At 62.6% G+C, this 23,441-nt stretch carries 21 protein-coding genes; 7 read left to right on the forward strand and 14 right to left on the reverse strand.

Annotation, left to right across the window (positions count from 1 at the left end):
* Positions 1-25: 25 nt before the first annotated feature.
* Positions 26-691: a TetR/AcrR family transcriptional regulator gene (locus A7X77_RS09210; RefSeq protein ID WP_038689891.1), complete on the reverse strand. Its 666-nt coding sequence runs from the start codon at positions 689-691 to the stop codon at positions 26-28.
* 171 nt (positions 692-862) lie between these two features.
* On the opposite strand from A7X77_RS09210, the gene A7X77_RS09215 reads away from it, so the two are divergent.
* Positions 863-1,321, forward strand: a complete 459-nt coding sequence (locus A7X77_RS09215) for a hypothetical protein (protein ID WP_064682634.1) — start codon at positions 863-865, stop codon at positions 1,319-1,321.
* Between the two features lie 26 nt (positions 1,322-1,347).
* On the opposite strand, the gene A7X77_RS09220 is transcribed toward A7X77_RS09215, so the two are convergent.
* From A7X77_RS09220 to A7X77_RS09245, 6 genes are all read right to left on the reverse strand, one after another.
* Positions 1,348-2,979: an FGGY-family carbohydrate kinase gene (locus tag A7X77_RS09220; protein WP_064682754.1), complete on the reverse strand. Its 1,632-nt coding sequence runs from the start codon at positions 2,977-2,979 to the stop codon at positions 1,348-1,350.
* A 150-nt stretch (positions 2,980-3,129) separates the two neighbouring features.
* The gene (locus A7X77_RS09225) at positions 3,130-3,846 is read right to left on the reverse strand and encodes an HAD family hydrolase (protein WP_064682635.1); all 717 of its coding nucleotides are present in this window, start codon (positions 3,844-3,846) and stop codon (positions 3,130-3,132) included.
* Positions 3,847-3,849: 3 nt separating this feature from the next.
* A complete protein-coding gene (locus A7X77_RS09230; protein WP_064682636.1) occupies positions 3,850-4,578 on the reverse strand; it encodes a glycerophosphodiester phosphodiesterase family protein in 729 nt (242 codons plus the stop codon).
* A gap of 27 nt (positions 4,579-4,605) precedes the next feature.
* Positions 4,606-5,526 carry an ABC transporter permease subunit gene (locus A7X77_RS09235; protein WP_064682637.1) on the reverse strand — a complete coding sequence of 307 codons (921 nt, stop codon included), beginning with the start codon at positions 5,524-5,526 and terminating at the stop codon, positions 4,606-4,608.
* Between the two features lie 2 nt (positions 5,527-5,528).
* Positions 5,529-6,494 carry an ABC transporter permease subunit gene (locus A7X77_RS09240; protein WP_064682756.1) on the reverse strand — a complete coding sequence of 322 codons (966 nt, stop codon included), beginning with the start codon at positions 6,492-6,494 and terminating at the stop codon, positions 5,529-5,531.
* A gap of 13 nt (positions 6,495-6,507) precedes the next feature.
* Positions 6,508-7,866 carry an extracellular solute-binding protein gene (locus tag A7X77_RS09245; RefSeq protein ID WP_064682755.1) on the reverse strand — a complete coding sequence of 453 codons (1,359 nt, stop codon included), beginning with the start codon at positions 7,864-7,866 and terminating at the stop codon, positions 6,508-6,510.
* Between the two features lie 149 nt (positions 7,867-8,015).
* On the opposite strand from A7X77_RS09245, the gene ugpC reads away from it, so the two are divergent.
* Entirely contained in the window at positions 8,016-9,050 is a 1,035-nt protein-coding gene (ugpC, locus tag A7X77_RS09250; protein WP_064682638.1) for a sn-glycerol-3-phosphate ABC transporter ATP-binding protein UgpC, read from the forward strand.
* An 82-nt stretch (positions 9,051-9,132) separates the two neighbouring features.
* Positions 9,133-10,137, forward strand: a complete 1,005-nt coding sequence (locus tag A7X77_RS09255; protein ID WP_064682639.1) for a sugar-binding transcriptional regulator — start codon at positions 9,133-9,135, stop codon at positions 10,135-10,137.
* On the opposite strand, the gene A7X77_RS09260 is transcribed toward A7X77_RS09255, so the two are convergent.
* From A7X77_RS09260 to A7X77_RS09270, 3 genes are all read right to left on the reverse strand, one after another.
* Entirely contained in the window at positions 10,132-11,814 is a 1,683-nt protein-coding gene (locus A7X77_RS09260) for a hypothetical protein (RefSeq protein WP_064682640.1), read from the reverse strand. The two genes, A7X77_RS09255 and A7X77_RS09260, sit on opposite strands and share 6 nt — an antisense overlap.
* Positions 11,814-12,869 carry a glycosyltransferase family 2 protein gene (locus A7X77_RS09265; protein ID WP_064682641.1) on the reverse strand — a complete coding sequence of 352 codons (1,056 nt, stop codon included), beginning with the start codon at positions 12,867-12,869 and terminating at the stop codon, positions 11,814-11,816. Before A7X77_RS09265 ends, A7X77_RS09260 begins: the two co-directional genes overlap by 1 nt.
* A gap of 92 nt (positions 12,870-12,961) precedes the next feature.
* Positions 12,962-13,870 carry an AraC family transcriptional regulator gene (locus A7X77_RS09270; protein WP_064682642.1) on the reverse strand — a complete coding sequence of 303 codons (909 nt, stop codon included), beginning with the start codon at positions 13,868-13,870 and terminating at the stop codon, positions 12,962-12,964.
* A 216-nt stretch (positions 13,871-14,086) separates the two neighbouring features.
* Between A7X77_RS09270 and A7X77_RS09275 the strand changes: the two genes are divergently transcribed.
* Positions 14,087-15,133, forward strand: coding sequence for an NAD(P)-dependent alcohol dehydrogenase (locus tag A7X77_RS09275; RefSeq protein WP_064682643.1), 1,047 nt, complete (start codon positions 14,087-14,089; stop codon positions 15,131-15,133).
* Positions 15,134-15,309: 176 nt separating this feature from the next.
* Here the strand turns inward: A7X77_RS09275 and A7X77_RS09280 are convergent, their stop codons facing one another.
* The 4 genes from A7X77_RS09280 to A7X77_RS09295 form a co-directional block, all read right to left on the reverse strand.
* Positions 15,310-17,265 carry an elongation factor G gene (locus A7X77_RS09280; RefSeq protein ID WP_064682644.1) on the reverse strand — a complete coding sequence of 652 codons (1,956 nt, stop codon included), beginning with the start codon at positions 17,263-17,265 and terminating at the stop codon, positions 15,310-15,312.
* A gap of 509 nt (positions 17,266-17,774) precedes the next feature.
* Positions 17,775-19,040 (reverse strand): NAD(P)/FAD-dependent oxidoreductase, encoded by a 1,266-nt coding sequence (locus A7X77_RS09290; RefSeq protein ID WP_064682646.1) that lies wholly within the window; start codon positions 19,038-19,040, stop codon positions 17,775-17,777.
* A gap of 351 nt (positions 19,041-19,391) precedes the next feature.
* Entirely contained in the window at positions 19,392-19,898 is a 507-nt protein-coding gene (locus A7X77_RS32115; protein ID WP_082928791.1) for a BA14K family protein, read from the reverse strand.
* A 279-nt stretch (positions 19,899-20,177) separates the two neighbouring features.
* Positions 20,178-20,642 carry an Lrp/AsnC family transcriptional regulator gene (locus A7X77_RS09295; protein WP_064682647.1) on the reverse strand — a complete coding sequence of 155 codons (465 nt, stop codon included), beginning with the start codon at positions 20,640-20,642 and terminating at the stop codon, positions 20,178-20,180.
* 153 nt (positions 20,643-20,795) lie between these two features.
* Between A7X77_RS09295 and A7X77_RS09300 the strand changes: the two genes are divergently transcribed.
* From A7X77_RS09300 to A7X77_RS09310, 3 genes are all read left to right on the forward strand, one after another.
* Positions 20,796-21,515 (forward strand): aspartate/glutamate racemase family protein, encoded by a 720-nt coding sequence (locus A7X77_RS09300; protein WP_064682648.1) that lies wholly within the window; start codon positions 20,796-20,798, stop codon positions 21,513-21,515.
* A 234-nt stretch (positions 21,516-21,749) separates the two neighbouring features.
* On the forward strand, positions 21,750-22,667 hold the full coding sequence (locus A7X77_RS09305) for a bifunctional helix-turn-helix transcriptional regulator/GNAT family N-acetyltransferase (RefSeq protein ID WP_064682649.1): 918 nt from the start codon (positions 21,750-21,752) through the stop codon (positions 22,665-22,667).
* A 61-nt stretch (positions 22,668-22,728) separates the two neighbouring features.
* Complete coding sequence (locus A7X77_RS09310; RefSeq protein WP_064682650.1) at positions 22,729-23,352, forward strand: TetR/AcrR family transcriptional regulator; 624 nt, start codon at positions 22,729-22,731, stop codon at positions 23,350-23,352.
* Positions 23,353-23,441: the final 89 nt, after the last annotated feature.

Here is a 23,441-nt window from a genome sequence, read left to right on the forward strand (position 1 = left end):
TCCTGTTGACTGTCTTAAGGCGAAATCAGCCGAGAGCCGGCATCTCCGCCAGTACCTTTTCCGTGCCGTAGAGCCGGAGGAAGGCGGTCACCGCCTTCTCCGCCTGGCGCGCGGTATCCTTGAGGCCGGGTTCGCCGAGCAGCATGCGCACATGCAGGTCGGAGACCACAAGGCCGTAAAGCGTATGATAGGCCTCGTCGGCATCGGCAAAGCGCAGGAGCCCTGCCCTCTTGCCGGCATCGATCAGCGCCATGGCGCGACGGTCGATCTGGCGGCGGCCGCGTTCGAGCAGCAGCTTGCCGAGCTTCGAGCCGTCGCGATGGGACTGGCCGATGGCGAGCCGGTTCAGCGCCAACGAGACGTCGCCGGCCAGCACTTCGAGCAGGTCGCGCGCGAAGATGACGACATGGTCGTGCAGGCTCGCCGCCGTCAGCCGCTCGCCGTTGCGCTCGAAGGTGCGCACCTTGCTTGCCTGATAGGCGATCATCGCCGAGAGCAGACCGTCACGGTCGCCGAACCACTTGTAGAGGCTTTCCTTGGAGCAATTGGCGGCACGCGCCACCCCCGAGGTCGTCAGCGCCTTCTCGCCGCCATCGACAAGCAGCCGCAGCGCCTGCTCCAGAACGGCGTTCTGGCGCGGCGAAAATTCGCTCGGCTCTGCAGTATCCACAGACACGGTCACGGCTCCCATATACGTACCGTACGGTACGGTTCGTGAGCTTTATGCGGCAAATCGATCGGGCCGTCAAGCAGGCCCGGCAGATTTTTATACGGGAAAGGCGGGCGCCGCACCAGAATTGGATAGGCGGATACCGGGCGGAGACTGCATAATGTTGCAGAACCTCATTGCCGGAAGCCAGTCATGTCTCGCCTTTCTGCCGCCCTTCTCCTGGCCGGAGCAATGCTCCTGGCAACGGCGCCATTTACCGGCCGCGCCGCCGCGCAATCGGACAACGAGGTCTATGACCGCATCGAGGAATTGCACGGCGATGCCGCGGGCTTCGACCGGCCGCTGCGCCAGCTCGTTCTGGCGATGCGCTCCGGCGACGCCGAGACCGTCGCCGTCCTTGCCGAATATCCGCTGACCGTGAAGGCCAATGGCGAGACCTACGATGTCGAAAACGCCGAGGATTTCATCGAGAACTTCGGTGATTTGGTGACGCCGGAGACCCGCCGCGCCGTCAGCCGCCAGCAATATGAGGATCTCTTCGTCAGCAGCGAAGGCGTCATGCTCGCAAACGGCGCCGTATGGATGGGCGCGGTTTGCGACGACAACGCCTGCGACGAGAGCCATTGGGCGATCATCGCCATCAACAATTAGCCCGTCGCGCTTGTCGCGCAGCGAGGTCAGCCATCTCTGCGAAACTTGCGCGCCAGCGTCTGAAGCTCCTTGAACGCTTCGTAACGCTTGCGGTGGAGATCCGAAATCTCACCCTGCGACGGCTGAAAGCGTATTTCCACCCTGGTGAGTTCGCTCATCGCCGCGCGCACATCGGCAAATTGGCGGCCGGCGACAGCGCCGAGGATGGCCGCCCCGAGCAGCACCGGCTCCTCGGCCTTGGTGGCGACCACCGGCTTGCCGCTCGCATCGGCGAGCACCTGGCGGACGAAATCGTGCTGGCCGGCGCCGCCGCTGATGACGATGTTTTCGACGGTCACCCCCGCCCCTGCCTGCGTCTCGATGATCTGCCTGAGGCCGTAGCCGATGCCGCAAAGCCCGGCAATGTAGAGCGAGAGCAGGCTGTCGACGTCCCGCTCCATGCCGAGACCGGCGATGACAGCCCGGGCATGCGGATCGGCAAAGGGCGCGCGGTTGCCGAGGAACTCGGGAACGACATGCAGCCCGGCCGCCAGCTTGACGGCATCGGAAGCATGGCCCGCCTTGCCGGCGGCCAAGTCGGCGAGCAGCACCGGCAGCGCAACGCCTGCGCCCTTCGCAAGCTCCCTCGCCTCGCCGGCGGCTGGATGGAAGGAGAGGAGATGGTCGATCGCCGCGCCGGCGGCACTCTGGCCACCCTCGTTCAGCCAGAGGCCCGGCACCATCGCCGAATAGTAAGGACCCCAGACGCCGGAAACGAAAGACGGTTCCGCCGTCGAGGTCATCGTGCAGGAGGAAGTCCCGAAAACATAAGCAAGATTGGCCTGCGGATCGGCGCCGACGGTTCCGACGCCGCCGGCATGGGCATCGATCAGCCCGGCGGCGACGGCCGTGCCCGGTATCAGGCCGAGGTCCTCTGCCGCAGCAACGGTCAGTCCTTGACCAAGCGCTGAGCCGGGCTCGACGATGGAGGTGCCGATGCGAGCAAAACCTTCGTCTGCCAGCACGCCGAGGCCGATCTGATGGAAATAGCTGCTGTCCCAGCGCTTCTCATGGGCGAGATAGGTCCACTTGCAGGTGACCGTGCAGGTCGAGCGCGAAAGGTCGCCGGTCGCCCGCCAGGTCAGGAAATCCGCAAGGTCGAAGAATTGCCAGGCGGCATCGAACACCTGGGGGCGGTTTTCCCTGAGCCAGAGAAGCTTGGGCGTTTCCATCTCGGGCGAGATTCGGCCGCCGACATAGCGCAGCACGTCATGCCCGACGGCGTTAATGCGTTCCGCCTGCGGGACGGCGCGATGATCCATCCACACGATGATGTCCCGGTCCGGGTCTTCCGAAGGGCCGACGGGCAGCGGCTTGCCGCCTTCGCCGAGAACGACGAGCGAGCAGGTGGCGTCGAAGCCGAGCCCAACCACGGACGCCGGATCGACACCGGCTGCGGTAACCGCCTCCCGCACGGCCGCGCACACGGCGCGCCAGATTTCGCTGCTCGATTGCTCGACGATGGAACCGGCTTCATGAAACAGGCTGATATTGCGCTTGGCGGAAGCAAGCATGCTGCCGGCCATATCGAACAGGCCGGCCCGGGCGCTGCCGGTGCCGACATCGACGCCGATGACATATCTGGCATCCGCTTCCGGGGTGTGGAATATGTCGCTCATGGTCTCTCGCTTCAGATCGCCTGCGATCGGGTTGATGGGCAGTTTCAGCCGGATTTCAAACTCTATGTCTGGAAGGATCGCCTCCAGGGAGGCTGACATTACGCAGTCGCGGCGCCATGGCAAGGAGGCCAACGCGCCGGGCAGATGCCGTCACAGTCTCCCTCCGACATTTTCGAGAATGGCGGTGAGTTCCCCCGCCCCTGTCGCAACGGCGCCTGCTCCGGCGGCATCGAGCGCGGCGCGGCGACCGGGCCTCGGATCAGCCGGATCGACGAAACCGATGGCCGTCATGCCTGCGGCGATTGCCGCCGCCACGCCGTGAACGCTGTCGTCGATCATGACGCATTTGGACGGGCGGGCCTTGAAGCGCTCAGCGCAATGCAGCAGCAGGTCGGGCGCCGGCTTCGGCCGGGAGACGAATTCGGCGCTGAACACGGCCTCGCCGAAGGCACTCCAGAGATCGAGCTTGCCGAGGCTGTTGCGCAGCCGCTGCATCGTGCTGTTCGAGGCGACGCATTTCGGACGGTCGAGGCTGTTGACGACCTCGGCAATGCCGGCAATCGGCGTCAGTGATCGGGCGAATTCCTGGAACAGATGACGATGCCACCTCTCGAACAGCGTCTCGACATCACTGATTGCGTATTCGCGTCGACACATTTCGGCGATGATGCTTTCCGAATTGCCGGTGAATTTGACATGGGCCTCCGCAGCGCTGATCGCAATACCAGCGCCTTGCAGTGTTTCGGCGAGTGTGCGGCTGGCGATCGGCTCGCTGTCGATCAGCACGCCGTCGCAATCGAAGATCACGAGGTCGATGCTGTCCATGGCGCCTCGCGTGCCGGGATGATCGATGCGGCTATCGAGCATGTCTCACCCCCGCGCCTGCAGGGCGAGATCCGGCCGGTCCGTGGTGATCTGCCGGATAGGTTTGGCAAGCCAGTATTCGAGATCGCTCGTTTCGTTCGGAACCCAGGCGCCGAGCCGGTCGAGCGCCACGAGATCGGTGATCTCGTCCCACTTCGCCTGAAGCAGCGATTTTTCGATGGCGATGATATCCGAGCATTGCTTCATCAGGCGGAGACCGTCCGTCAGACCGAGGCGCTCGGCCGACTTGGCGTCGAAAGACGACAGGGTGCGAATCCCGGGCGCGGCCTTGCGGATATCGGCAAGCACCTCGGGATGAAAGCTCGTCAGGATCGAGCGCTCCATTAGACCAAGCCGCTCGACGGCGGCGAATGCCTTGGCCGCCAGCCCCTCGTAAGGCGTCCCATCGGCGTGCGTCTTCAGTTCGATATGAAGCTCGAGCGGCGTGTCCTTGAAGACGGCAAGCACTTCCTCCAGCGTCGGGATCGCCTCCGCCTCGCTCTCCTTGAGGCGGATTTCCCGATGTTTTCCCATGCCGAGGTCGGCGACCAGGCCGCGCGCATCCGTCGTGCGTTCGAGCGTCGGGTCATGAATGACGAGCATTTCGCCCGAGCGCGTCAGGTGGGTGTCGAACTCCACGCCATCGACCGGCATTTGCGCAAGTTTTCGGAAGCCCGAAAGACTGTTTTCAGGCCAGAGATTGCGGCCACCGCGGTGGCCGATGATATGCACCATCGTCTGAATTTCCTTGAGATCTTCGTGTTATTTTCCGGAGTCCACCAGCCCCTTGGTGAACCAGCGTTGCATGAAGAGAATGACGGCCGCCGGCGGCAGCATGACGAGCAGTGCGGCGCTCATCGCAATGTTCCAGGCAGGGGCGGAGTCGGAGACCGGAACGAGCTGCTTCAGCCCGAGGACCGCCGTTCCCATCTCCTTGTCGGTGGTAAAAAGCAGCGGCCACAAATACTGGTTCCAGCCATAGAGAAACAGGATGATCGACAGGGCCGCGATATTGGCGCTCGACAGCGGCAGCAGAATATCCTTGAAGAATTTCAAGGGGCCGGCGCCGTCGAGCTTGGCCGCCTCGCAAAGCTCGTCGGGAACGGTCAGGAAGAACTGCCGGAACAGGAAGGTCGCCGAGGCGGAGGCGATCAGCGGCAGGATCAGGCCGGCATAGCTGTTGACCATGTTCCATTTCAGCGAGGCTTCGATGCTGTATCCGGTCAACCCTTCGACGACGCCGGAAAGGCCGATCGTGCCGGCCAGCCAGCGGATCGGCCCGGCGGCATCGGCGACCGCTTCATAGGTCGGGATGATGCGGACCTCGACCGGAAGCATCAGCGACACGAAGATCAGCCAGAACGCCGACATACGGAACGGGAAGCGGAAATAGGTGACGCCGAACGCGGCAATCAGCGAGATCGCCAGCTTGCCGACGACAATGCCGGCGGTGACAATGATCGAATTCAGGAACAGCCGCGAGAATTCGCCCTGCTGCCAGGCGGCGGCCAAGTTTTCGAAGAAATGCGAGCCTGGCAGCACCGGAAACGGCGCCTGCTGAACCTCCTGCAAGGTCAGCGAGCCGGCGACGAAGGCGAAGTAGAGCGGCAGGCAGACGAAGACCGCGCCGATCAACAATATGGCATGGCAGAAGATCGAAAGACCGAGATGGCGTTCGGGCATGGCTACACCTGGTAATTGACCTTGCGCTCGAGCGCGCGGAATTGAACGATGGTGAAGAGGATGGCGATCAGCATCAGCAATACGGATTGCGCGGCCGACGAGCCGAGGTCGAGCTGCACGAAACCATCCTGATAGACCTTATAGACCAGGCTGTTCGTCGCCCCCGCCGGACCGCCGCGGGTGACCGCATCGATGATGCCGAAGGTTTCGAACAGGCCGTAGACGAAGTTCATCACCACGAGGAAGAAGATCGTCGGCGAGATCAGGGGAAGCGAAATGGTGAAGAATCGCCGGACAGGCCTTGCGCCGTCGAGCTTTGCCGCCTCCAGCAGCGAGGCAGGCACGGCCAGCAATGCGGCGACGAGGAAGATATAGTCGTAGCAGACATTCTTCCAGACCGAAGCAATCGTCACCAGAAGCTGCGCATCGAAAGGCCGGCGATTCGGGTCCCATTCAAAGCCGAACCCATGCAGAAGCTGCGCGATCGGCCCCACCGCCGGATTGAACAGGAAGGCCCAGATCACACCCGATATGACAGGCGCGATCGCATAGGGAAGCAGGATGATGCTCTTGTAGATCCCCCTGCCCCTGATCACGAAATCGGTCGCAAAGGCGAACAGGCCGGCAAGCAGAAGCGTTGCGGCGTTCTGTGCAACGGTAAACCAGAGCGTGAACAGCGCGCTACCGCGATATTCCGGACTGGCGAAGAGATTGTAGAAATTTGTGAGCCCGACGAAAATCTGAGTGCCGCCGAAGGGATCGACCTGAACGAAGGCCAGCGACAGAGCCTTGTAGGACGGGATGAAAAAGAAGAACAGCAGGATCAGCAGCTGCGGCGCTACCAGACCGAAGGCAAGCCACGGCCTGTTGAAATGGGCGGACTTCAACCCGGCCTCCGAAGGCTGCGCGATCGAGCGCCCCGTCGACAGAATATCCGGAATGCGAAGGCGCCGGGCGGCGCCTTCCATCTTTCCCATGGTTCTACTTTGCTGCATGAAGCTGCTCATACTGGCGAAGGATCTGGTTGCCGCGCGCCGCCGCCGCATCCAGTGCCTGCTGCGGGGTCTTCTGGCCGGTCCAAACGCCCTGGATCTCTTCCACCAGAAGCGCCATCGACTGGTTGTGATTGCCGAAGCGGAAGCCGCGAGAATTGTCGGTCGGCGTGCCGCGCGTCAGCTGGAGAATGGCGATCTCGCGGGTCGGGTGATCCTTGAAATAGCCCTCGGACTTGGCCTGTTCATAGGCGGCGTTGGTCACCGGGACATAGCCGGTCTGCTTGCTCCACCAGACCTGCGTCTTCGGTGAGGCGAGGAAGTTCAGGAAGGCGGCGGCGCCGGCATATTCTTCCTCCGACTTGCCCTTCAGGACCCAGAGTGCGCCGCCGCCGATCGTGCTGTTCTTCGGCTCGATGCCTTCCTCATGCGGCAGGAACGTCGCGCTCCAATTGAATTTCGCACCGCTTTCGACGGCAGCATGCGCCGCGGTGGAGGCCACATAGGTCGAGCAGGTTCCCGAGGTGAAGAGCTGGTCGGGCGAGAGGCCCTGCCCGGCGATCTGCAGGATGCCGGCGTCGAGCCAAGTCTTGAGGCGCGTTACCTGGCCGACCACCAGCGGACTCTTGTTGAAGATAAATTCGGTGTCGAGGCCGCCGAAGCCATTCGCCTTGGTGCCGTAGGGCTGGTCCTGGATCGCCGCGTAGTTCTCGATCAGGCTCCAGTAGAAGTCATTCGCCAGCGCCATCTGGCACTTCGAAACGCCCTTCTCCTTGATGGCACGCAGCTGCTTGTCGAGCTCCTGCCAGGTCTCGCCCGGCTTGTCAAAACCGGCTGCCTTGAAGTGATCGGCATTGTACCAGAAGATCGGCGTCGAGCTGTTGAAGGGCATCGCCGCCGGCTTGCCGTCGACCAGATAGAAACCGGCGACCGGCGCGACGAAATCGTTCCAGTCGATCTTGTAGCCTTCCTTTTCCATCAGATCAGGCACCGGAATGATGGCGCCGGAATTATACATGGTCAGAAAACCGCGCTCGGCCGCCTGGATCAGCACCGGCTGCTGGCGGACGCGATAGGCGGCCACCATCGCCGCCATGGTCTCCTCGTAGTTGCCCTTGCCGATGCCAACGACCTCGTATTTGTCCTGCGAGGCATTGAAGTCGGCGATCAGCTTGTTAGTGATTTCGGCCAGGCGCCCGCCTGCCGCGTTCCACCATTCGATCTTGACGCGATCGGCTGCACTGGCCTCACCGGCAGCTGCCAATCCAAGCGTCGCCAGTGCAGCACCCGCCGCGAATGAGCGGATCACCCGCCGGAATCGGGCGCCCATCGAAGATTTTGCCGTCATTTCGTTTTCCTCTCCATAGCCGTTTTCGCCGACCGGCGCGCTTGCGCCGATCAACCCCTCCCAGAGTGGCGATAAAACAAGGTTGGGGTTACTTGTTACAAATGTCAATAGCATGTTACAAATGTATGACGACGCCGAAGGAGGATGCCATGGCAGCGATCGAACTCATCGATTTGAAGAAGAATTACGGAGCGGTCCCCGCGGTGAGAGGGGTCAATCTCAGTGTCGCCGACGGCGAGATGATCGTGCTGGTCGGGCCTTCGGGATGCGGGAAATCGACCATGCTGCGGATGATCGCCGGCCTTGAAGCCATAAGCTCCGGGCACTTGAGGATCGCTGGAAACGACGTCGGCCATGTCGATCCGGCCGACCGCAACATCGCCATGGTCTTCCAGAACTACGCGCTCTATCCCCACATGACCGTCCGTCAAAATCTCGAATACGGGCTCAAGAACCGCCGCGTGCCGCGCGACGAGATCGACCGGCGTATCGCCAATGCCGCCGGCATTCTGGAGATCGGCGAGTTCCTCGAGCGGCGTCCTCGCCAGCTCTCGGGCGGCCAACGCCAGCGCGTCGCCATGGGCCGCGCCATCGTCCGCGATCCCGCCGCCTTCCTGTTCGATGAACCTCTGTCCAACCTCGATGCGAAGCTTCGCGTACAAATGCGAGTCGAAATCCGCAGGCTGCAGCGGCAGCTGAAGACGACGAGCCTCTACGTCACGCACGACCAGCTCGAGGCCATGACGCTCGCCGACCGGCTGGTCGTCATGAACGGCGGCCGGATCGAGCAGATCGGCACGCCGATCGAGGTCTATCGCCGCCCCGAAACCGTCTTCGTTGCCGGCTTCATCGGTTCTCCGCCGATGAACCTCATCGATCTCGATGAGCTCGGCCCCTGCGACTTCCCGCTGCCGAGAGATACGGATCTTATCGGCATCAGGCCGGGTGCGGTCGATCTCGGTGCCGGGTCGGCGCGAGATCTCCAGTTCAACGCCCATGTCGAATTGATCGAGACCGTTGGTGATGAGAACAACGTGCATCTGCGCATCGACGGCAGCGATAAGCGCATCGTTGCGAGCGTTTCCACCGATCAGCGGATGCAGGAGGGTGAGTGCATTTCCTGTCATGTGCGAAGGGATGATCTGCATCCCTTCAACCGGACGACGGGGCGGCGAACCGATTGACCGGCTGATGGCGGGCCCCTGCGATTGACAAGCGCCGGGGATTTGAGATCCATGGCGTCGAAGCGGAGGCGCAGTTTATCGCATGTCACAGAACAGAAGTGCTTCTCTTGCGCCCGCAGCACTGCCCGACGAGCAGATGCAGGTCCGCGTCGTCTGGCTCTATTATATGGAGGGACGCACGCAGGGCGAGATCGCCGAAGCGCTGTCGACCAACCGGCTTCGCGTCAACAAGATCATCGCCGAGGCGCGCCGCTCCGGCCTCGTGACGATCACGCTCAATTCCCGGCTCACCTCCTGCGTCGCCCTGGAGCAGCGGCTGGCGGCGGAATTCAACCTCAATCGGGCGATCATCGTACCGACGCCGGAGGATGCGGAACTCATCCCCGTTCTGCTCGGCCAGGCGGCCGCCGATTATCTCGTACAGCTGGTGAACGGCGGCAACATCCGCGGTGTCGGCGTCGGCTGGGGAGCCACACTGCGCGAAATGGTGCGTCACATGCCTTCGCTGAGACGGCCTGAGCTCTGCGTCAATTCGGTCATGGGCGGGCTGACGCACGGCATCGAGATCAATACGTTCGACATTGCGAGCGACCTCGCCCGCCAGCTCAACGCCGAATGCGCCTATCTCGCAGCGCCGATCTATGCCGGCAGCCCGGAATCGCGCACCGCCATCATCAAGCAGGACGTTTTTGAAACGGCCTTTCGCCAGATCGAGGCCAACGACGTTATCGTGCTCAGCATCGGCGACATGACCGAACGCTCGCTGCTGATGCGCTACGGCCTGCCGCGCAGCATCAACATCGAGGAACTGGTCGCAGCCGGCGCCTGCGGCGATGTTCTCGGCCAGTTCGTCGACAAGAAAGGGCGGCCGATCGAACATGCGATCAACAGATGCGCGATCGCGCCCGAGCTCGAAGCCCTGCGCGCCATTCCGAAGGTCATCTTCGCCTCTGGCGGCCTGAACAAGGCGCAGGCCATCGCCGCCGTGCTGCTGTCGGGTCTGGGCAACGTGCTGATCTGCGATGAGGACACGGCCCGCCAGGCGCGGCAGCTTGCGCTCGATCTCAGGGCTGGCAGCGGCTCATAGAGCCGCCGCGCAATCGGCAGGAACCGAAAGAGGTTCTCCCGGCGCCGCCTTGTCGATCGCGTAGAGCTTGGCGAAACCAGCATCCTCGACCAGCGTTAGGCCGGCCGGCATCAAGGCGCCGACATAACGGTCGGGAATATCGGCGTTCGCGACCAGGATGAAATCGAAGCGGCTGCGCCAGTCGGAGAGATAAGGCGCATAGGCTTTGTGAACCTGCATCATCTCAGGGCAGGAAAGCACGCCAATCGATTCCAGATTGCCCTCGGGAACCGCGATCTCCGACCAGGGCGGCAGAACGGATAGCGGCTGCTTGCCTTTTGCCGTGAACAGCGTCGGCACGAAAGCATGCGACAGGGGTACTGCGAGCGTCGGCAGGTGCCGGAAGGTATCCAGCCCCCAGGAAAAATGCCGGTTGGAGTGGGCAAGTCCGCCCACCGCCTCGGGTTCATGCCCCAGAGGCAGCACGGCCGCACCGGCCGGCACCCTCTTCAGCACGGTCTCGACGGCAGCAACGTCCTTCTGTGCCAGCCACCAGTTCCAGCCGATCCAGCAGGTCCTGCCAAAGACCGCAAGATTGATGACGAGCGCCAGCAACAGCGCCTGCCGGCGCGTAAGATGAGCAAACGGGCACATCATCGCCATGGCGACCAGTGCCGCCATGGTCGGAAAACGCCAGCTGATCCAGCCGGTGCCGAGCATATGGCGGGGTGCGACGCAGGAGAACAGCAGCAGGCCGCCGGCGGTGACCGCAAGCCCCGCATGCACGCGGATGTCGCTCGCCCGTACGGCGCGCGTGCAGATCAAGATCAGCGGCAGCACCAGCACGACGTCCACCACCGGGACATAGGTCGTGATGGCGGAGAGCAGATTGAGGGCGATCAGGACGAAGCCGTCGTTCCAGGCAAGGCCAAGGCCGTCTTCACCGGCGTTGGGCAGGGCCGCTGTATGAAGATAGAGCGCGAGCGGCGGCAGAATACAAGCCCCAAGCGCCATCGCCAGCCGGCCGGCGAGCCTGGCGAGACCCGCCTTCGATCGCAGGACATCGAAACGCCAGGAAAATTCGAGGCCGCAGACAACAGCCATATAGAAGCCGAGCGAGAAGATGTGCATCACCGTCAAGAGCAGCGCGGCGGCAAGCCTCCAGGCAAACAGCAGGGCGAAATTTCGGCGCTGCAGCCGCAGATCGGCACAGGCGAAGAACAAGGCCATGCCGAGGCCGATCTGGAAATTGATGAAGCCGCCGATCATCGTGGCGCACCAGCCAAGCGACAGCATGGCGATCTGCCAATGATGCCGGCCGCCGAAGAGCGTCCGATGCAGGCTGATCGCGCCAAGCGGCGGCAGCACGATCGCCAGGAAGAGCAAGGCGCGAGCCAGCCGGTCGGCGCCGACAAGCGGCCCTATCCAGGCCGCCAGAAGATCGATCCCGACATTGGTGAAGGTGCGGTTCCAGTCGATCGCGTAGATCTCGGGAAACGGCTGCTCGCCGATGCCGCCCGAAAGCAGCCAGATGCGGGCGTAATGATTGGCGTAATCGAGAACCGGCGGGAAGCGGAACAACACCACGAGCGCAGCGGCGAGTGCGACGAAAGCAACGATCGCAACCGTGGAGTCCTGCCGGGCGGTCAGATCCTCAGGCCCGGCTGCCGCATGAACAGGCGCAGCAATTCGGCCCATCATCCGGCCCGGCTGTTCTTTTTCGAGCGCGCTTCGCCTGGTGCAAAGGCCGCATCCAGCGCGGCGCGCTTGTCGCCGGCGCCCATCTCGGAAAAAGCGGTCGGCAGCTCGGCATGTTCGCTGCCGCGCACGATCGTCTCGATCATGAACATTGGCCGCCTCTTGCTCTCCTGCACGAGACGGCCGAGATATTCGCCGATGATGCCGATGCAGATAAGCTGGATGGCGCTGAAGGCGCTGACGGCGGCCATGATCGACGACCAGCCCGTGACCGTCTCGCCCTGCAGCCAGCGAACGAAGGTATAGACGAGCAGCGCCATCGCGACACCGGCGCTGATCATGCCGAGCCATGTGGCGATGCGCAGCGGCGTCGTCGAAAAGCTGGTGATCGCATCGAGCGCGAAATTGATCATCTTGCGCAGCGGATATTTTGTCGTGCCGGCAAAACGCGCATCCCGCTCATAGGGCAGAGCCACCTGCCGGCCGCCGATCCAACTCACCATGCCGCGGATGAAGCGGTCGCGCTCCGGCATTGCCAGCAGAATATCGACGACGCGCCGGCGCATTAGCCGGAAATCGCCGGTATCGCGCGGAATGGTCACGGAAGCGAGCCTGGAGAGCGTGCGATAGAACAGCGAAGCGGTGGCGAGCTTGAACCAGGTTTCGCCCTCGCGGCGCGTGCGCTGACCGTAGACGACGTCGGCGCCGCGCTCCATGATCGGCATCATCATCAAAAGCAGTTCGGGCGGATCCTGAAGATCTGCGTCGATCAAAAGAACGCGCTCGCCCCGCGAAGCGGAAAGGCCCGCCGTTGACGCCAGCTGGTGGCCGTGATTGCGCAACAGACGAACACCGAGCACCTGCGGCACCTTTGCCGCCAGTTCCGAAATGATCTCCCAGGTGCCGTCGGAGGAACCATCATCGACGAGGATGAGCTCGAAGGCATCGCCGGCAACGGTCTGCGCGGCAGCAGAGGCGCGGCGGCAGAATTCGCGCAGGCCCTCTTCCTCGTTGTGACAAGGCGCGACGATGGAAAGAAACGGTGCTTGCGTCATGCGGACGACGGTGCCTGCTTGATTGATGGCGCCAGCCTAGCCGGGAAACGTCAAACATCCTTTAATACCGCGCTTGGCCGGAGCCGCCGACGTCATTCGGCCGCCATCATCTCGCGCACGCCGTCGATGTCGCGGGCCGGCGACGCCCCGTAGAGGCGGCTGTATTCGCGGCTGAACTGGGACGGGCTCTGATAGCCGACGCGATGACCGGCGGTGCCGGCGTCGAGCCGCTCGATGAGCATCAGCCGGCGCGCCTCGTGCAGGCGAAGCTGCTTCTGGTATTGCACCGGCGTCATTGCCGTCACCGACTTGAAGTGGTGATGGAAGGAGGACACGCTCATATTGACGCGCTCGGCGAGGTCCTCGATGCGCAGCGGCCGGGCGAAATTCTCCTTCAACCAGGAGACGGCCCGCGCGATTCTGTTGCTATGGCTGTCCGATGTGGCGATGTTGATCAGTCGCGCACCGTGCGGCCCGGTCAGCACGCGATAGAGGATTTCCTGCTCGATCAGCGGTGCCATGGCGGGAATGTCGGCTGGACGATCGAGCAAACGCAGCAGGCGGACGGCGGCATCCATGAGCTCCGGCGGCGCGACGTTCACCACCATGCCGCGCTGCCCGTCGGTATCGGCGGCCGGGCGGGGAATATCGATGCGGCTGAGCAGTTCCAAGAGCTTTTCCGAATCGATCGCCAGCCCCAGGCAGAGATGAGGAACCTCGGGGCTTGCCTCCGTGACGCGCCAGGCGACCGGCAGATCGAGCGAGGTCAAAAGATAATCCCCGGTCCCGTAGCTGATGCGTTCTGTGCCGAGCTGGAGGCTCTTGGCTCCCTGCAGCACGAAAGCAAAACAGGGCCGGTAGCTGCTGTGCAAGGGATCGCTGGGCTTGGAGCGGCGGCTGACATGAAGATTGCCGATCGCAGTCGAGAACTCGCCGTCGCCAGGCGCGAAGCGCATCGCGATGTCGACGATTTCCTGGTAGGGGCTGAAAGGCAAAGTCATGCAGCAACTCTTTCTGTCTGACGCCTGCTGAACGGCTCATATCCGAAACGGCTTCTATCTAGGTTCGCCCTGGCATTTCGAAAACGGGCCGCCCGCTCATTTTTGCAGGATCGTGCAAGAAGCTTGGAGGATCACTCTACCTCCCTCGCTGCGATCGGGGCAATAGTGCGTCATCCCGCTCAACCCCCCACCTCAAAATCGAAAAGGAAGGTTTCCATGCCTATTGCGAGAGGCTATGCCGCCACCGACGCTTCCAAGCCGCTGACCCCTTTCACCTTCGAACGCCGCGAGCCGAACGCAGACGACGTCGTCATCGACATTAAGTTTGCCGGCATCTGCCATTCCGACATCCACACCGTCCGCAACGAGTGGAAAAACGCGGTCTATCCGATCGTGCCGGGCCATGAGATCGCCGGCATCGTTTCGGCTGTCGGCTCCGCCGTCACCAAGTTCAAGGTCGGCGACCGTGTCGGCGTCGGCTGCTTCGTCGATTCCTGCGTCGGCTGCGCCGAACGTGACCTCGACCGCGAACAGTATATGCCGGGCCTCTGCGGCACCTATAATGACTTCGAAGCCGATGGCAAGACGCGGACGCAGGGCGGTTATTCCGACTCGATCGTCGTCAGGGAAGGCTACGTCATGTCCATCCCTGATAATCTTCCGCTCGACGCCTCCGCGCCGCTGCTCTGCGCCGGTATCACGCTCTATTCGCCGCTGCGCCACTGGAATGCCGGCCCCGGCAAGAAGGTCGCGATCGTCGGCATGGGCGGCCTCGGCCATATGGGCGTCAAGCTGGGTTCGGCGATGGGCGCCGATATCACCGTTCTCTCCCAGAGCCTTTCCAAGAAGGAAGACGGGCTGAAGCTCGGCGCCAAGGAATATTACGCCACCAACGATCCGGAGACTTTCACGAAGCTCGCCGGCACCTTCGACCTCGTCATCTGCACCGTCAGCGCCGAAATCGACTGGAACGCCTATCTCGGCCTGCTGAAAGTCGACGGTTCCTTCGTGGTCGTCGGCGCGCCTGAGAATCCGATCCCGGTGCATGCCTTCTCGATCATCCCCGGCCGCAAGAGCATCTCCGGGTCGATGATCGGCTCGATCAAGGAAACCCAGGAAATGCTCGATTTCTGCGGCAAGCACAACATCGTCTCCGAGATCGAGAAGATCAACATCCAGCAAGTCAACGAAGCGTATGAACGCGTCCTGAAGAGCGACGTCCGCTACCGCTTCGTCATCGATATCGCCTCGCTGGAGGCTTGAGGAACAAAAGCGGCTCCTTCGGGAGCCGCTTTTTTATTGGTGGCCGGCATCCGCCCTCATGCTGAGGTGCGATCCACAGCATCGCCTCGAAGCATCACCCACCGACGCCGCTCCAATCCGCCGCCATCGGAGCGCCCGCCCCGTGCTTCGAGGCTCCGGCCTTCGGCCTGCGCACCTCAGCATGAGGCTCTCTTGGCCTGCAACCGCAGCAAATATTCCACCGGATTGAACGGATCAGGCCCCGAACGCGGCCGCAGACGCGGCGGCCCTGATATCGGGGCATAGTGATCGAAAGCCGTCTCCATCGTCCCTGCCCCGCTCGTTAGCCCCGGCAATTGCTGCTGGACGCTTTGAACCGTCCGAGACGCCAGAGTACCTTCGAGCCGCGCCACCCCATCGGCAATCACCGAATCCGTCGTCGCCGCCGCGGATTTCGCCAGCAGGGTCAGTACGCCGCCCAGGCTCTCGGCCGGCGTTTCGAGATGAAAGCGGTCGACCGGTTCGCAGAGCACGGTTTGCGCGGCCGAAAGCGCCGTTGCCAGCACCCAGGGCGTCAGCTGCCGGAAGTCGGCGGCAGTGCTGGCCGGCGAGCTGTGGCGCGCTGCCGTCATCGCCACGTGGCAATCGATGACCTGCCAGCCGAAGATGCCCTGCTTCAGCGTTTCGAACACGGTTTCCTCGACCGCCCGGTAAAAGGCGACCGGCATCTGGCCGACATCCACTTCGAGCGCGAAGCTGTTGCCCGTCCCGGCAGGACGCGGCTCGACCCGCAGGCCGACGGTGGCAAGAAACGGATTGGGCTCCTTGAAGAGGATCTGCAGGCCGCTTCCTGTTGCCGCCGGCCTCTCAGCCAAAATGACCGTGCTTTCCTCGAAGCTCGCATCGAGGCCGAAATCCGCCAGCAGGGTCGATTGGATAACCTCCTTCTGCACCTCGCCGTAGAGCGAGACGAAGACCTCGTCGACATCTTCGTTCCGGTGCAGGTTAATTAGCGGATCCTGTTCGGCCATCTGGCTCAGCGCCAGCCACAGCGCCGCCCTCTCCGAAGGCCGCCGGGCAAGCACGCGGGTTTCGAGCGTCGGCGGCGCGAAGTGAGCCCTTCCGGTCGCACCCCGATCGCCGCCCACCGCATCGCCGATCCGGGCGCCGGCAAGCCCGCTGACGCGCGCGATTTGTCCGGCGGCAAAGCTCTCGGCGCCATGGCTGCGCCCGACCTGAAAGAGCTGGATTGCGGTCACTCTCTCCGGGCCATTCGGCAGATCGAGATATTGCCGCAGCCGCACCGTGCCCGCCGTCAGATACACATAGCACAGCTTCTCGCCGCCCCAGCCGCGCTCGATCTTGAAGATCCTGCCGGCGACCGGCCCATCCGGGTCCGGGCGCCGCTCGGGCAAGATCGCCGCGATGGCCGAGGCCAGCGCCGGCACGCCGGCGCCGGTCATCGCCGCGCCCGCGAAGACGGGATGCACCAAGCCGCGCGCCACCTGATCGGCCAGAGCACGGCCGAGCCTTTCCCCGGTCAGGCGCTCGGGGGCGAGCACATAATCATCGAGCAGCACTTCGTCGTTTTCCCCGAGCGCCTCGCAAAGCGCCGAAAAAAGTGGCTCGCTTCCCGGATCCAGGGGTTCCACCCGGGAAATTTTGCTGCCGGAATCGATGACCGAAGACATGGGGATCGGCTGAACGGCCAGCTGCACGGCGAGCGCCTCCATCACGTCCTGATACCTGGCGCCGAGGCGATCGACCTTGTTGATGAAAAAGACGAAGGGAACGCCGAGCCGCCGCAACGCCCGCACCAGCACGCGCGTCTGCGCCTGGACGCCCTCGACCGCGGAGACGACGACCACCGCCGCATCCAGCAATCCCAGCACCCGTTCCACCTCGGCGATGAAATCCGGATGGCCGGGCGTATCGATCAGGTTGACGGTCCTGCCGCCGATCGCAAACGACACCACCGCGGCCCGGATCGTGATGCCGCGCTGTCGTTCGAGTTCGAGCGTATCCGTCTGCGTATCGCCGCTATCGACGCTGCCAGGCTTGTCGATGACGCCGGCGTTAAAAAGCAGTCTTTCGGTGAGGCTAGTCTTGCCTGCATCCACATGGGCGAGGATGCCCAGATTCATAGTGCGCATGAACCACCAACTTCTCAGAAATTCGGATGTGATTTTCGTGAGAAGTGACTCGGCGCATTGGAACCTCTGTCCGTTGTTACGGCTGGATGCGGCATCCCGGTGGCGGGGAGACGCGGGCGGAATGCTACGGGTGGGTGGGGAGATGAGTCAAGGTTTGGCGCGCGCGTCGGGCACAACGATCAGCCCTCATGGTGAGGAGGCCCATAGGCCGTCTCGAACCACGAGGGCGGATGGCTGGGCGGCACGCGATATCGCCGGTAGAGATTCGGTGCATTCCCCCGCCCTCATCCCTGTGCCCTCAGGGCTTCGCCCAAGGGATGTCACAGGGATCCAGCAAGCCCAAGTCCTTAGGCGCGAAAGACCTTCGTTCATGGAAGTCATTCACGGCGCGGACGCGCCGTGGCTGGATTCCTGTGACATCCCTTGGGCGAAGCCCTTTGGGCACAGGCATGATAGAGGAGAGGTACGCCGTGTGGCACCCCCTCTCCCCGCCGTCCTCCAACTTGAGCCTACCCATCCTCCCGCATCGTCTCCCGCTGCGTGATCAGCCGCGCGCTGTGCTGGCCGCTCAGATAGATCCACAGCCAGTTCCAGGCGACGGCAAAGCGCGAGCGGGTGCCGATCAGGAAGTAGATATGGGCGATGCCCCAGATCCACCAGGCGATCCAGCCCTTGAGCTTGACCTTGCCGAAATCGATGATTGCCGCACTCTGGCCGATCGTTGCCAGGCTCCCCTGGTGCCAATATTTGAAAGGTGCTGGCGCCGGCTTGCCGGCCAGGCGAGCGCGGACGACTTTTGCCACATAGCCGCCCTGCTGCTTGGCGGCGGGCGCTATGCCAGGCACCGGCTTGCCATCCTCCCGCATGACAGAGGCCGTATCACCGATAATGAATACATCAGGCAGGCCCGGCGCGCTCAGATCCTTCTCGACGATGGCGCGCCCTGCACGGTCGGCCGGAATATCGAGCCACCGCGCCGCCGGTGAGGCGGTGACGCCGGCCGCCCAGACGATCGTGCGGCTGGGCGTGAAAGTCTCACCGATTCGGACACCGTCGGCGCTGCACTCGGTGACCGGCTTGCCAAGAAGGACCTCGACCCCCAGTTTCTCCAGCGCCTTTTGCGCATAGGCCGAAAGCTCCTCCGCAAAGGTAGGCAGCACCCGCGGGCCGGCCTCGACGAGCACGACGCGGGTCTTGCGCGTATCGATATTGCGGAATTCCTTCGGCAGCGTGAAGTGCGCGAGCTCGGCGATGATGCCGGCGAGCTCGACCCCGGTCGGCCCGGCGCCGACAATGGTGAAGGTCAGAAGCGCGTCGCGCACGGCGGGATCGGCCTCCAGCTCCGCTTTCTCGAAAGCGAGCAATACGCGGCGGCGGATCGTCGTTGCATCCTCCAGCGTCTTCAGCCCCGGCGCCACCGGCTCCCATTCGTCACGGCCGAAATAGGCATGCGTTGCCCCGGTCGCCAACACCAGCGTGTCATAACCGAGAGTCATGCCGTTGCGTAACGACACCGTCTTGGCGCCGCTATCGACACCGGTGACCTCGCCGAGCAGCACCGTCACGTCGGGCCGGTCGGCATAGAGGCGGCGGATCGGCCAGGCGATCTCCGAAGTGGAGAGAATGGTCGTCGCCACCTGATAGAGCAGCGGCTGGAAGAGATGATGATTTCGCCGGTCGACGAGCGTAATCTTCACGCCCGCGCCCTTCAATCCGTTGACTAGCTGCAGCCCGCCGAAACCGCCGCCGACAACGACGACATGGTGATCGCTCATGCCCTGCCCCTTTGCGCCATCTTGCTGAAGTCAATGTGGCCCTCGCGGCAAAGGATGCAACCGCCGTTTCGGAATGGCTCCCCTGCACCGATCGCAGTCGACAGAGCGTGTCGCGCAAAATACGCTGCGATTTTCGGGCGAGCACCGCATGTCGGATATTAAAGATTTAATGCACGAGGTGCGCATCTGCGCTGCGCCGTAAAGCCGAGATTATCACACAAGCCTGCAATCCCAGCCAGCAAAGCTGGCCGAGCGGAAGTCACGCGTAGTGATCGCTTGTCCGGCCTCAACTCTGCAAGCCGACATTGGTCGGCTTGCAAGCAGTTCCGAGCGCCGATGCGCAAGCGCCCATCAATAAGGACTGATGCACTGGCGACGGGGTCCATAATAGGGCTGGAACGTGTTGTCGAAAGCCCTGTACGAACGATAACGCGCGTAGCACCAGTTCACATGGCTGCCGCCCCGCCCATAATAGACGGTCGAAGCATAGTTCCGATAGGGCGGGGCATAATACCGTCCATAATAGCGGTAGGGCGGGCCATAGTAGCGGTAAGGCGAGCCATAGTAGCGGTAGGGCGGGTCGTAATACCGATAGGGTGGGTCGTAATACCGGTAGGGCGAGCCGTAATAGGGCTGTGACAATGCGCTGCCAATGATGGTGCCGACGGCTAGACCACCCAAGGCCCAGCCCCAATTATCCCGCCGATGATGCCCGCCTCTGCCACGCCACCGTATCTGCTCTATCTGTTGCTGCTGCGCCTCGATCTTGGGTGGGGTGATAGCGGGAAACGCCTGAGCCGGCGTGATCCCAGGGGCACCTATGATCAAGCATAACGCGGCGACGGTTAGCTTTCTCATGACTGTTCTCCTCTGTCCTCCAACTGGAGAAATATCCTCCCCTCATCCTGAACCAAAGGTGAACGCATATGTCGAAAACCGTTCCATAAAGAGACGAAATTAATCATGATCGATAGCCCGGGTTGTCGGCTTTTCAGGCAACGAGCCTGGCTTTTTCCCAGGATATTATGGACTTGCCTTGCGCTGTCCGGGACGCCCGGACTAGAGCAGTCTTTCTCCTGGCGAAAATGGCTATGAATATCGCTATTGCGCATAATACACAGCCCTCAAAATACCGGCTTACCGTGCGTAACCCACGGGTATCGCCATTCCCTGTTTCAATTCTTCCATCGAGATCGACGCTGAAACGTCGAAGAGTTCTAGCTTGCGCACGATCTGCTTATAAATCACGTCGTAATGCTCGACGCGCGGCAGCACGATCTTCAGGATGTAATCGTGGTTTCCGGTCAGCCGGTGCGCCTCGACGATCTCGGGGACGTCGCTGATGATCCGGCGGAAGGCTTCCGTCCATTCGTCGGAATGGTGGGCCGTCTTGACGAGGGCGAAAACCGTCGTCGGCACGCCCATGCGTTCGCGGTCGAGCACGATGATGCGCCGGGCGATATGGCCGCTTTCTTCCAGCCGCTGAATGCGCCGCGAGCAGGCCGATACCGACAGCGCCACGCGCTCGGCAAGATCGGTGACGGATATGCCGGCATTCTTCTGCAGCATGTCGAGAATGCGTTTGTCGCGATCATCAAGCATTGTGTAAAATGAACCCCGCGCTCTCAGTTTGCGCCATTTGGCCAATTGATGCAAAATAATAGCACGTCTCCTTGATAAAGGACAAACAATGCAAACACGCCGCGTGACCATTGCGGCATCATTTTCGAAACTCGAACATGGGAGCACGAAGAGATGGAAACGATCGGCCTGATCGGCGGCATGAGTTTCGAAAGTTCGGCGGTTTACTATCGCCTGGTCAACGAGATGGTGCGCACGCGCCGCGGCGGCCTCGCCTCGGCCGAACTCATTCTGCATTCGGTCAATTTCGAGGAGATCGTCGCGCTTCAGAAGGCCGGCGATTGGGCTGGAGCGGCCCGCCGTCTCGGCGACGTGGCCGAGCGCCTCCAGGCTGGCGGCGCCGGCTGCATCTTAATCTGCACCAACACCATGCATCTGATCGCCGATAAGGTCGCGGCAAAAATCTCCGTGCCGCTGATCCATATCATCGACGAGACGGCGAAATCGCTGCATGCCGCTGGCCACAAGCGGCCGCTGTTGCTTGCGACCCGCTACACGATGGAGCACGGCTTCTATACCGAGCGGATGAAAAGCCTCGGCCTCGATATCATGGTGCCCGACGCTGCCGACCGCACCACCGTGCACGACATCATCTTCAATGAACTCTGCGCCGGCCAGGTGCGCGACAGCTCGCGCGAGAAGCTGATCGACATCATTGACCGCGCCGTGGAGCACGGCGCCGACAGCATCATCCTTGGCTGCACCGAGATCTGCCTGATCCTCGATCCCGACCGCCTGCCGCTGCCGGGCTTCGACACCACTGCAATCCACGCAAGGGCGGCGGTCGATTTCGCCCTTGGCACGGAGGACGCAGAGGCGGAAGAGGCTGCGTGAGGCGCCTATAATTTAGTTGACTCAGTCAACTAAATGCATGACATATGTCTTCATGGGAGTTCTTTTGTCAGTTTGTTGGCGCGTCGGCCGCTCCTTCCGTCATGCTCGGGCTCGTCCCGAACATCTGCCGCCGTTCGATAGGGCAGCAGCTCCTCGGCACAAGGCCGAGGATGACGGCGAGCGAGGAGCGGGCCTTTGTCAACAATCCGGCGAGGTCTCCCCCTGGAGATCACTATGTCCGACACCGCCCTCATCGAAACCGCCCGCGATTTTAACCGCTTCTATACGAATTTCCTCGGCCTGCTGAACAAGGCCTATCTCGGCTCGCCCTACACGCTGACGGATGCCCGCATTCTCTTCGAGATCGGCTCGCATCGGGGCGTCAGCGCCGTGGCGCTCGCTCGCGACCTGCATCTCGACCCGGCTTATCTCAGCCGCATACTCAAGCGCTTCCGCGCCGAGGGACTGATCGAAACCAACCCCGATCCGGCCGATCTGCGTAGCCAGATCATCACCGTCACCGAACGGGGACATGCGCAATTCGAGGAACTCGGCCGGCGCGCCAATGCGCAGATCGCCGCCCGTTTCGACACGCTTGCGACCGGCGAGCCGGAGGCGGTCGTCTCCGCCATGGACAAGATCCGCGCCCTGCTCGACCCCGCTGCCAAACCCGCGCCCGCCGTCATCCGCCCCCACCGCGCCGGCGATATTGGCTGGATCGTGCAGAGCCAGGGGCGCTTCTATGCCGAGGAATATGGCTGGGACTTGCGCTTCGAGGCGCTGGTCGCCGAGGTCGCCGGCAAATTCCTCGCCAACTTCGACCCCGCCATGGAATATTGCTGGATCGCCGAACGCGGCGGCGTCAATGTCGGTTCGGTCCTCGTCACCAATGGTGGCGATGGCATCGCCAAGCTGCGGCTGCTCTATGTCGACAAATCGGCCCGCGGCCTCGGGCTCGGCAAGCTGTTGGTCGACGAATGCATCCGCTTCTGCAGGCAGAAGCGCTACCGCGAGCTTTCGCTCTGGACCAACGACATGCTGGAGACGGCCCGCGCCATCTATATCAAGGCCGGCTTTCACCTTGTCTCCGAGGAGAGACATCGTATGTTCGGCCCTGAATCCAACGGCCAGACCTGGGTCCTCGCCCTCTGAATTTGCTGCGTCGCAAAAGTTTCGCTTGATTTGGAAACGATCATTTCCTAATTAGGCGGACATGACCGACGCCGGCCTCACACCAGATGAAACAACGCGCAGCCGTGGCCGGCCGCGCGAGTTCGATATGGACGCAGCGCTGGATTCGGCCCTGCGGGTGTTTTCAGAACGCGGCTACCACGCCACCTCGATCAGCGATCTGACCGAGGCAATGGGCCTCGCCTCCGGCAGTATCTACAAGGCGTTCAAAGACAAGCGCGGCGTCTTCCTCGCCGCTTTCGGCCGTTATCGTCAACTCGGTCGGCGGCGTCTGGAAGCGATGATTGCGTCCGCGGCGACGGGTCGCGAAAAAGTCTTCCAGATGGTGATGTATTATACGGAGCTCTCTTATGGCGATGCCGGCCGCAAAGGCTGCCTCGTCGTCGGCGGCGCCAATGATTTCGCCCTGTTGGATGAGGAAACCGCCGCCCATGTCGCGACCGCCTTTGCCGCGGACGAAAAGCTGATGGCCGATCTCATCCGCACCGGCCAGGCCGATGGCACGATCCCGCAAACGGTGGACGCGGATGCCGCCGCCCTCGCCTTCCTCTGCCTCACCAAGGGCCTGCGCGTCATCGGCAAGACGGGACGCACCCGTCAGGAAATGATGTCAGCGGCCGAAGCCGCGATGAAGCTCGTGAGCTGAAAACAGGCGAGCGAATACCGGCACCCGGTCGAGGATCGGGTGTTGCAACCAGCATTTTTGCATTCAATCTTCCCGATCTTCGAACAATA

Source organism: Rhizobium bangladeshense (genome assembly GCF_001662075.1).
Classification (GTDB): Bacteria; Pseudomonadota; Alphaproteobacteria; order Rhizobiales; family Rhizobiaceae; genus Rhizobium; species Rhizobium bangladeshense_B.

What these genes read in the sequence shown, in the direction of transcription:
- A7X77_RS09210 (WP_038689891.1), bottom strand. Translation starts at nt 691, where the DNA reads ATGGGAGCCGTGACCGTGTCTGTGGATACTGCAGAGCCGAGCGAATTT.
- A7X77_RS09215 (WP_064682634.1), top strand. Translation starts at nt 863, where the DNA reads ATGTCTCGCCTTTCTGCCGCCCTTCTCCTGGCCGGAGCAATGCTCCTG.
- A7X77_RS09220 (WP_064682754.1), bottom strand. Translation starts at nt 2,979, where the DNA reads ATGAGCGACATATTCCACACCCCGGAAGCGGATGCCAGATATGTCATC.
- A7X77_RS09225 (WP_064682635.1), bottom strand. Translation starts at nt 3,846, where the DNA reads ATGCTCGATAGCCGCATCGATCATCCCGGCACGCGAGGCGCCATGGAC.
- A7X77_RS09230 (WP_064682636.1), bottom strand. Translation starts at nt 4,578, where the DNA reads ATGGTGCATATCATCGGCCACCGCGGTGGCCGCAATCTCTGGCCTGAA.
- A7X77_RS09235 (WP_064682637.1), bottom strand. Translation starts at nt 5,526, where the DNA reads ATGCCCGAACGCCATCTCGGTCTTTCGATCTTCTGCCATGCCATATTG.
- A7X77_RS09240 (WP_064682756.1), bottom strand. Translation starts at nt 6,494, where the DNA reads ATGGAAGGCGCCGCCCGGCGCCTTCGCATTCCGGATATTCTGTCGACG.
- A7X77_RS09245 (WP_064682755.1), bottom strand. Translation starts at nt 7,866, where the DNA reads ATGACGGCAAAATCTTCGATGGGCGCCCGATTCCGGCGGGTGATCCGC.
- ugpC (WP_064682638.1), top strand. Translation starts at nt 8,016, where the DNA reads ATGGCAGCGATCGAACTCATCGATTTGAAGAAGAATTACGGAGCGGTC.
- A7X77_RS09255 (WP_064682639.1), top strand. Translation starts at nt 9,133, where the DNA reads ATGTCACAGAACAGAAGTGCTTCTCTTGCGCCCGCAGCACTGCCCGAC.
- A7X77_RS09260 (WP_064682640.1), bottom strand. Translation starts at nt 11,814, where the DNA reads ATGGGCCGAATTGCTGCGCCTGTTCATGCGGCAGCCGGGCCTGAGGAT.
- A7X77_RS09265 (WP_064682641.1), bottom strand. Translation starts at nt 12,869, where the DNA reads ATGACGCAAGCACCGTTTCTTTCCATCGTCGCGCCTTGTCACAACGAG.
- A7X77_RS09270 (WP_064682642.1), bottom strand. Translation starts at nt 13,870, where the DNA reads ATGACTTTGCCTTTCAGCCCCTACCAGGAAATCGTCGACATCGCGATG.
- A7X77_RS09275 (WP_064682643.1), top strand. Translation starts at nt 14,087, where the DNA reads ATGCCTATTGCGAGAGGCTATGCCGCCACCGACGCTTCCAAGCCGCTG.
- A7X77_RS09280 (WP_064682644.1), bottom strand. Translation starts at nt 17,265, where the DNA reads ATGCGCACTATGAATCTGGGCATCCTCGCCCATGTGGATGCAGGCAAG.
- A7X77_RS09290 (WP_064682646.1), bottom strand. Translation starts at nt 19,040, where the DNA reads ATGAGCGATCACCATGTCGTCGTTGTCGGCGGCGGTTTCGGCGGGCTG.
- A7X77_RS32115 (WP_082928791.1), bottom strand. Translation starts at nt 19,898, where the DNA reads ATGAGAAAGCTAACCGTCGCCGCGTTATGCTTGATCATAGGTGCCCCT.
- A7X77_RS09295 (WP_064682647.1), bottom strand. Translation starts at nt 20,642, where the DNA reads ATGCTTGATGATCGCGACAAACGCATTCTCGACATGCTGCAGAAGAAT.
- A7X77_RS09300 (WP_064682648.1), top strand. Translation starts at nt 20,796, where the DNA reads ATGGAAACGATCGGCCTGATCGGCGGCATGAGTTTCGAAAGTTCGGCG.
- A7X77_RS09305 (WP_064682649.1), top strand. Translation starts at nt 21,750, where the DNA reads ATGTCCGACACCGCCCTCATCGAAACCGCCCGCGATTTTAACCGCTTC.
- A7X77_RS09310 (WP_064682650.1), top strand. Translation starts at nt 22,729, where the DNA reads ATGACCGACGCCGGCCTCACACCAGATGAAACAACGCGCAGCCGTGGC.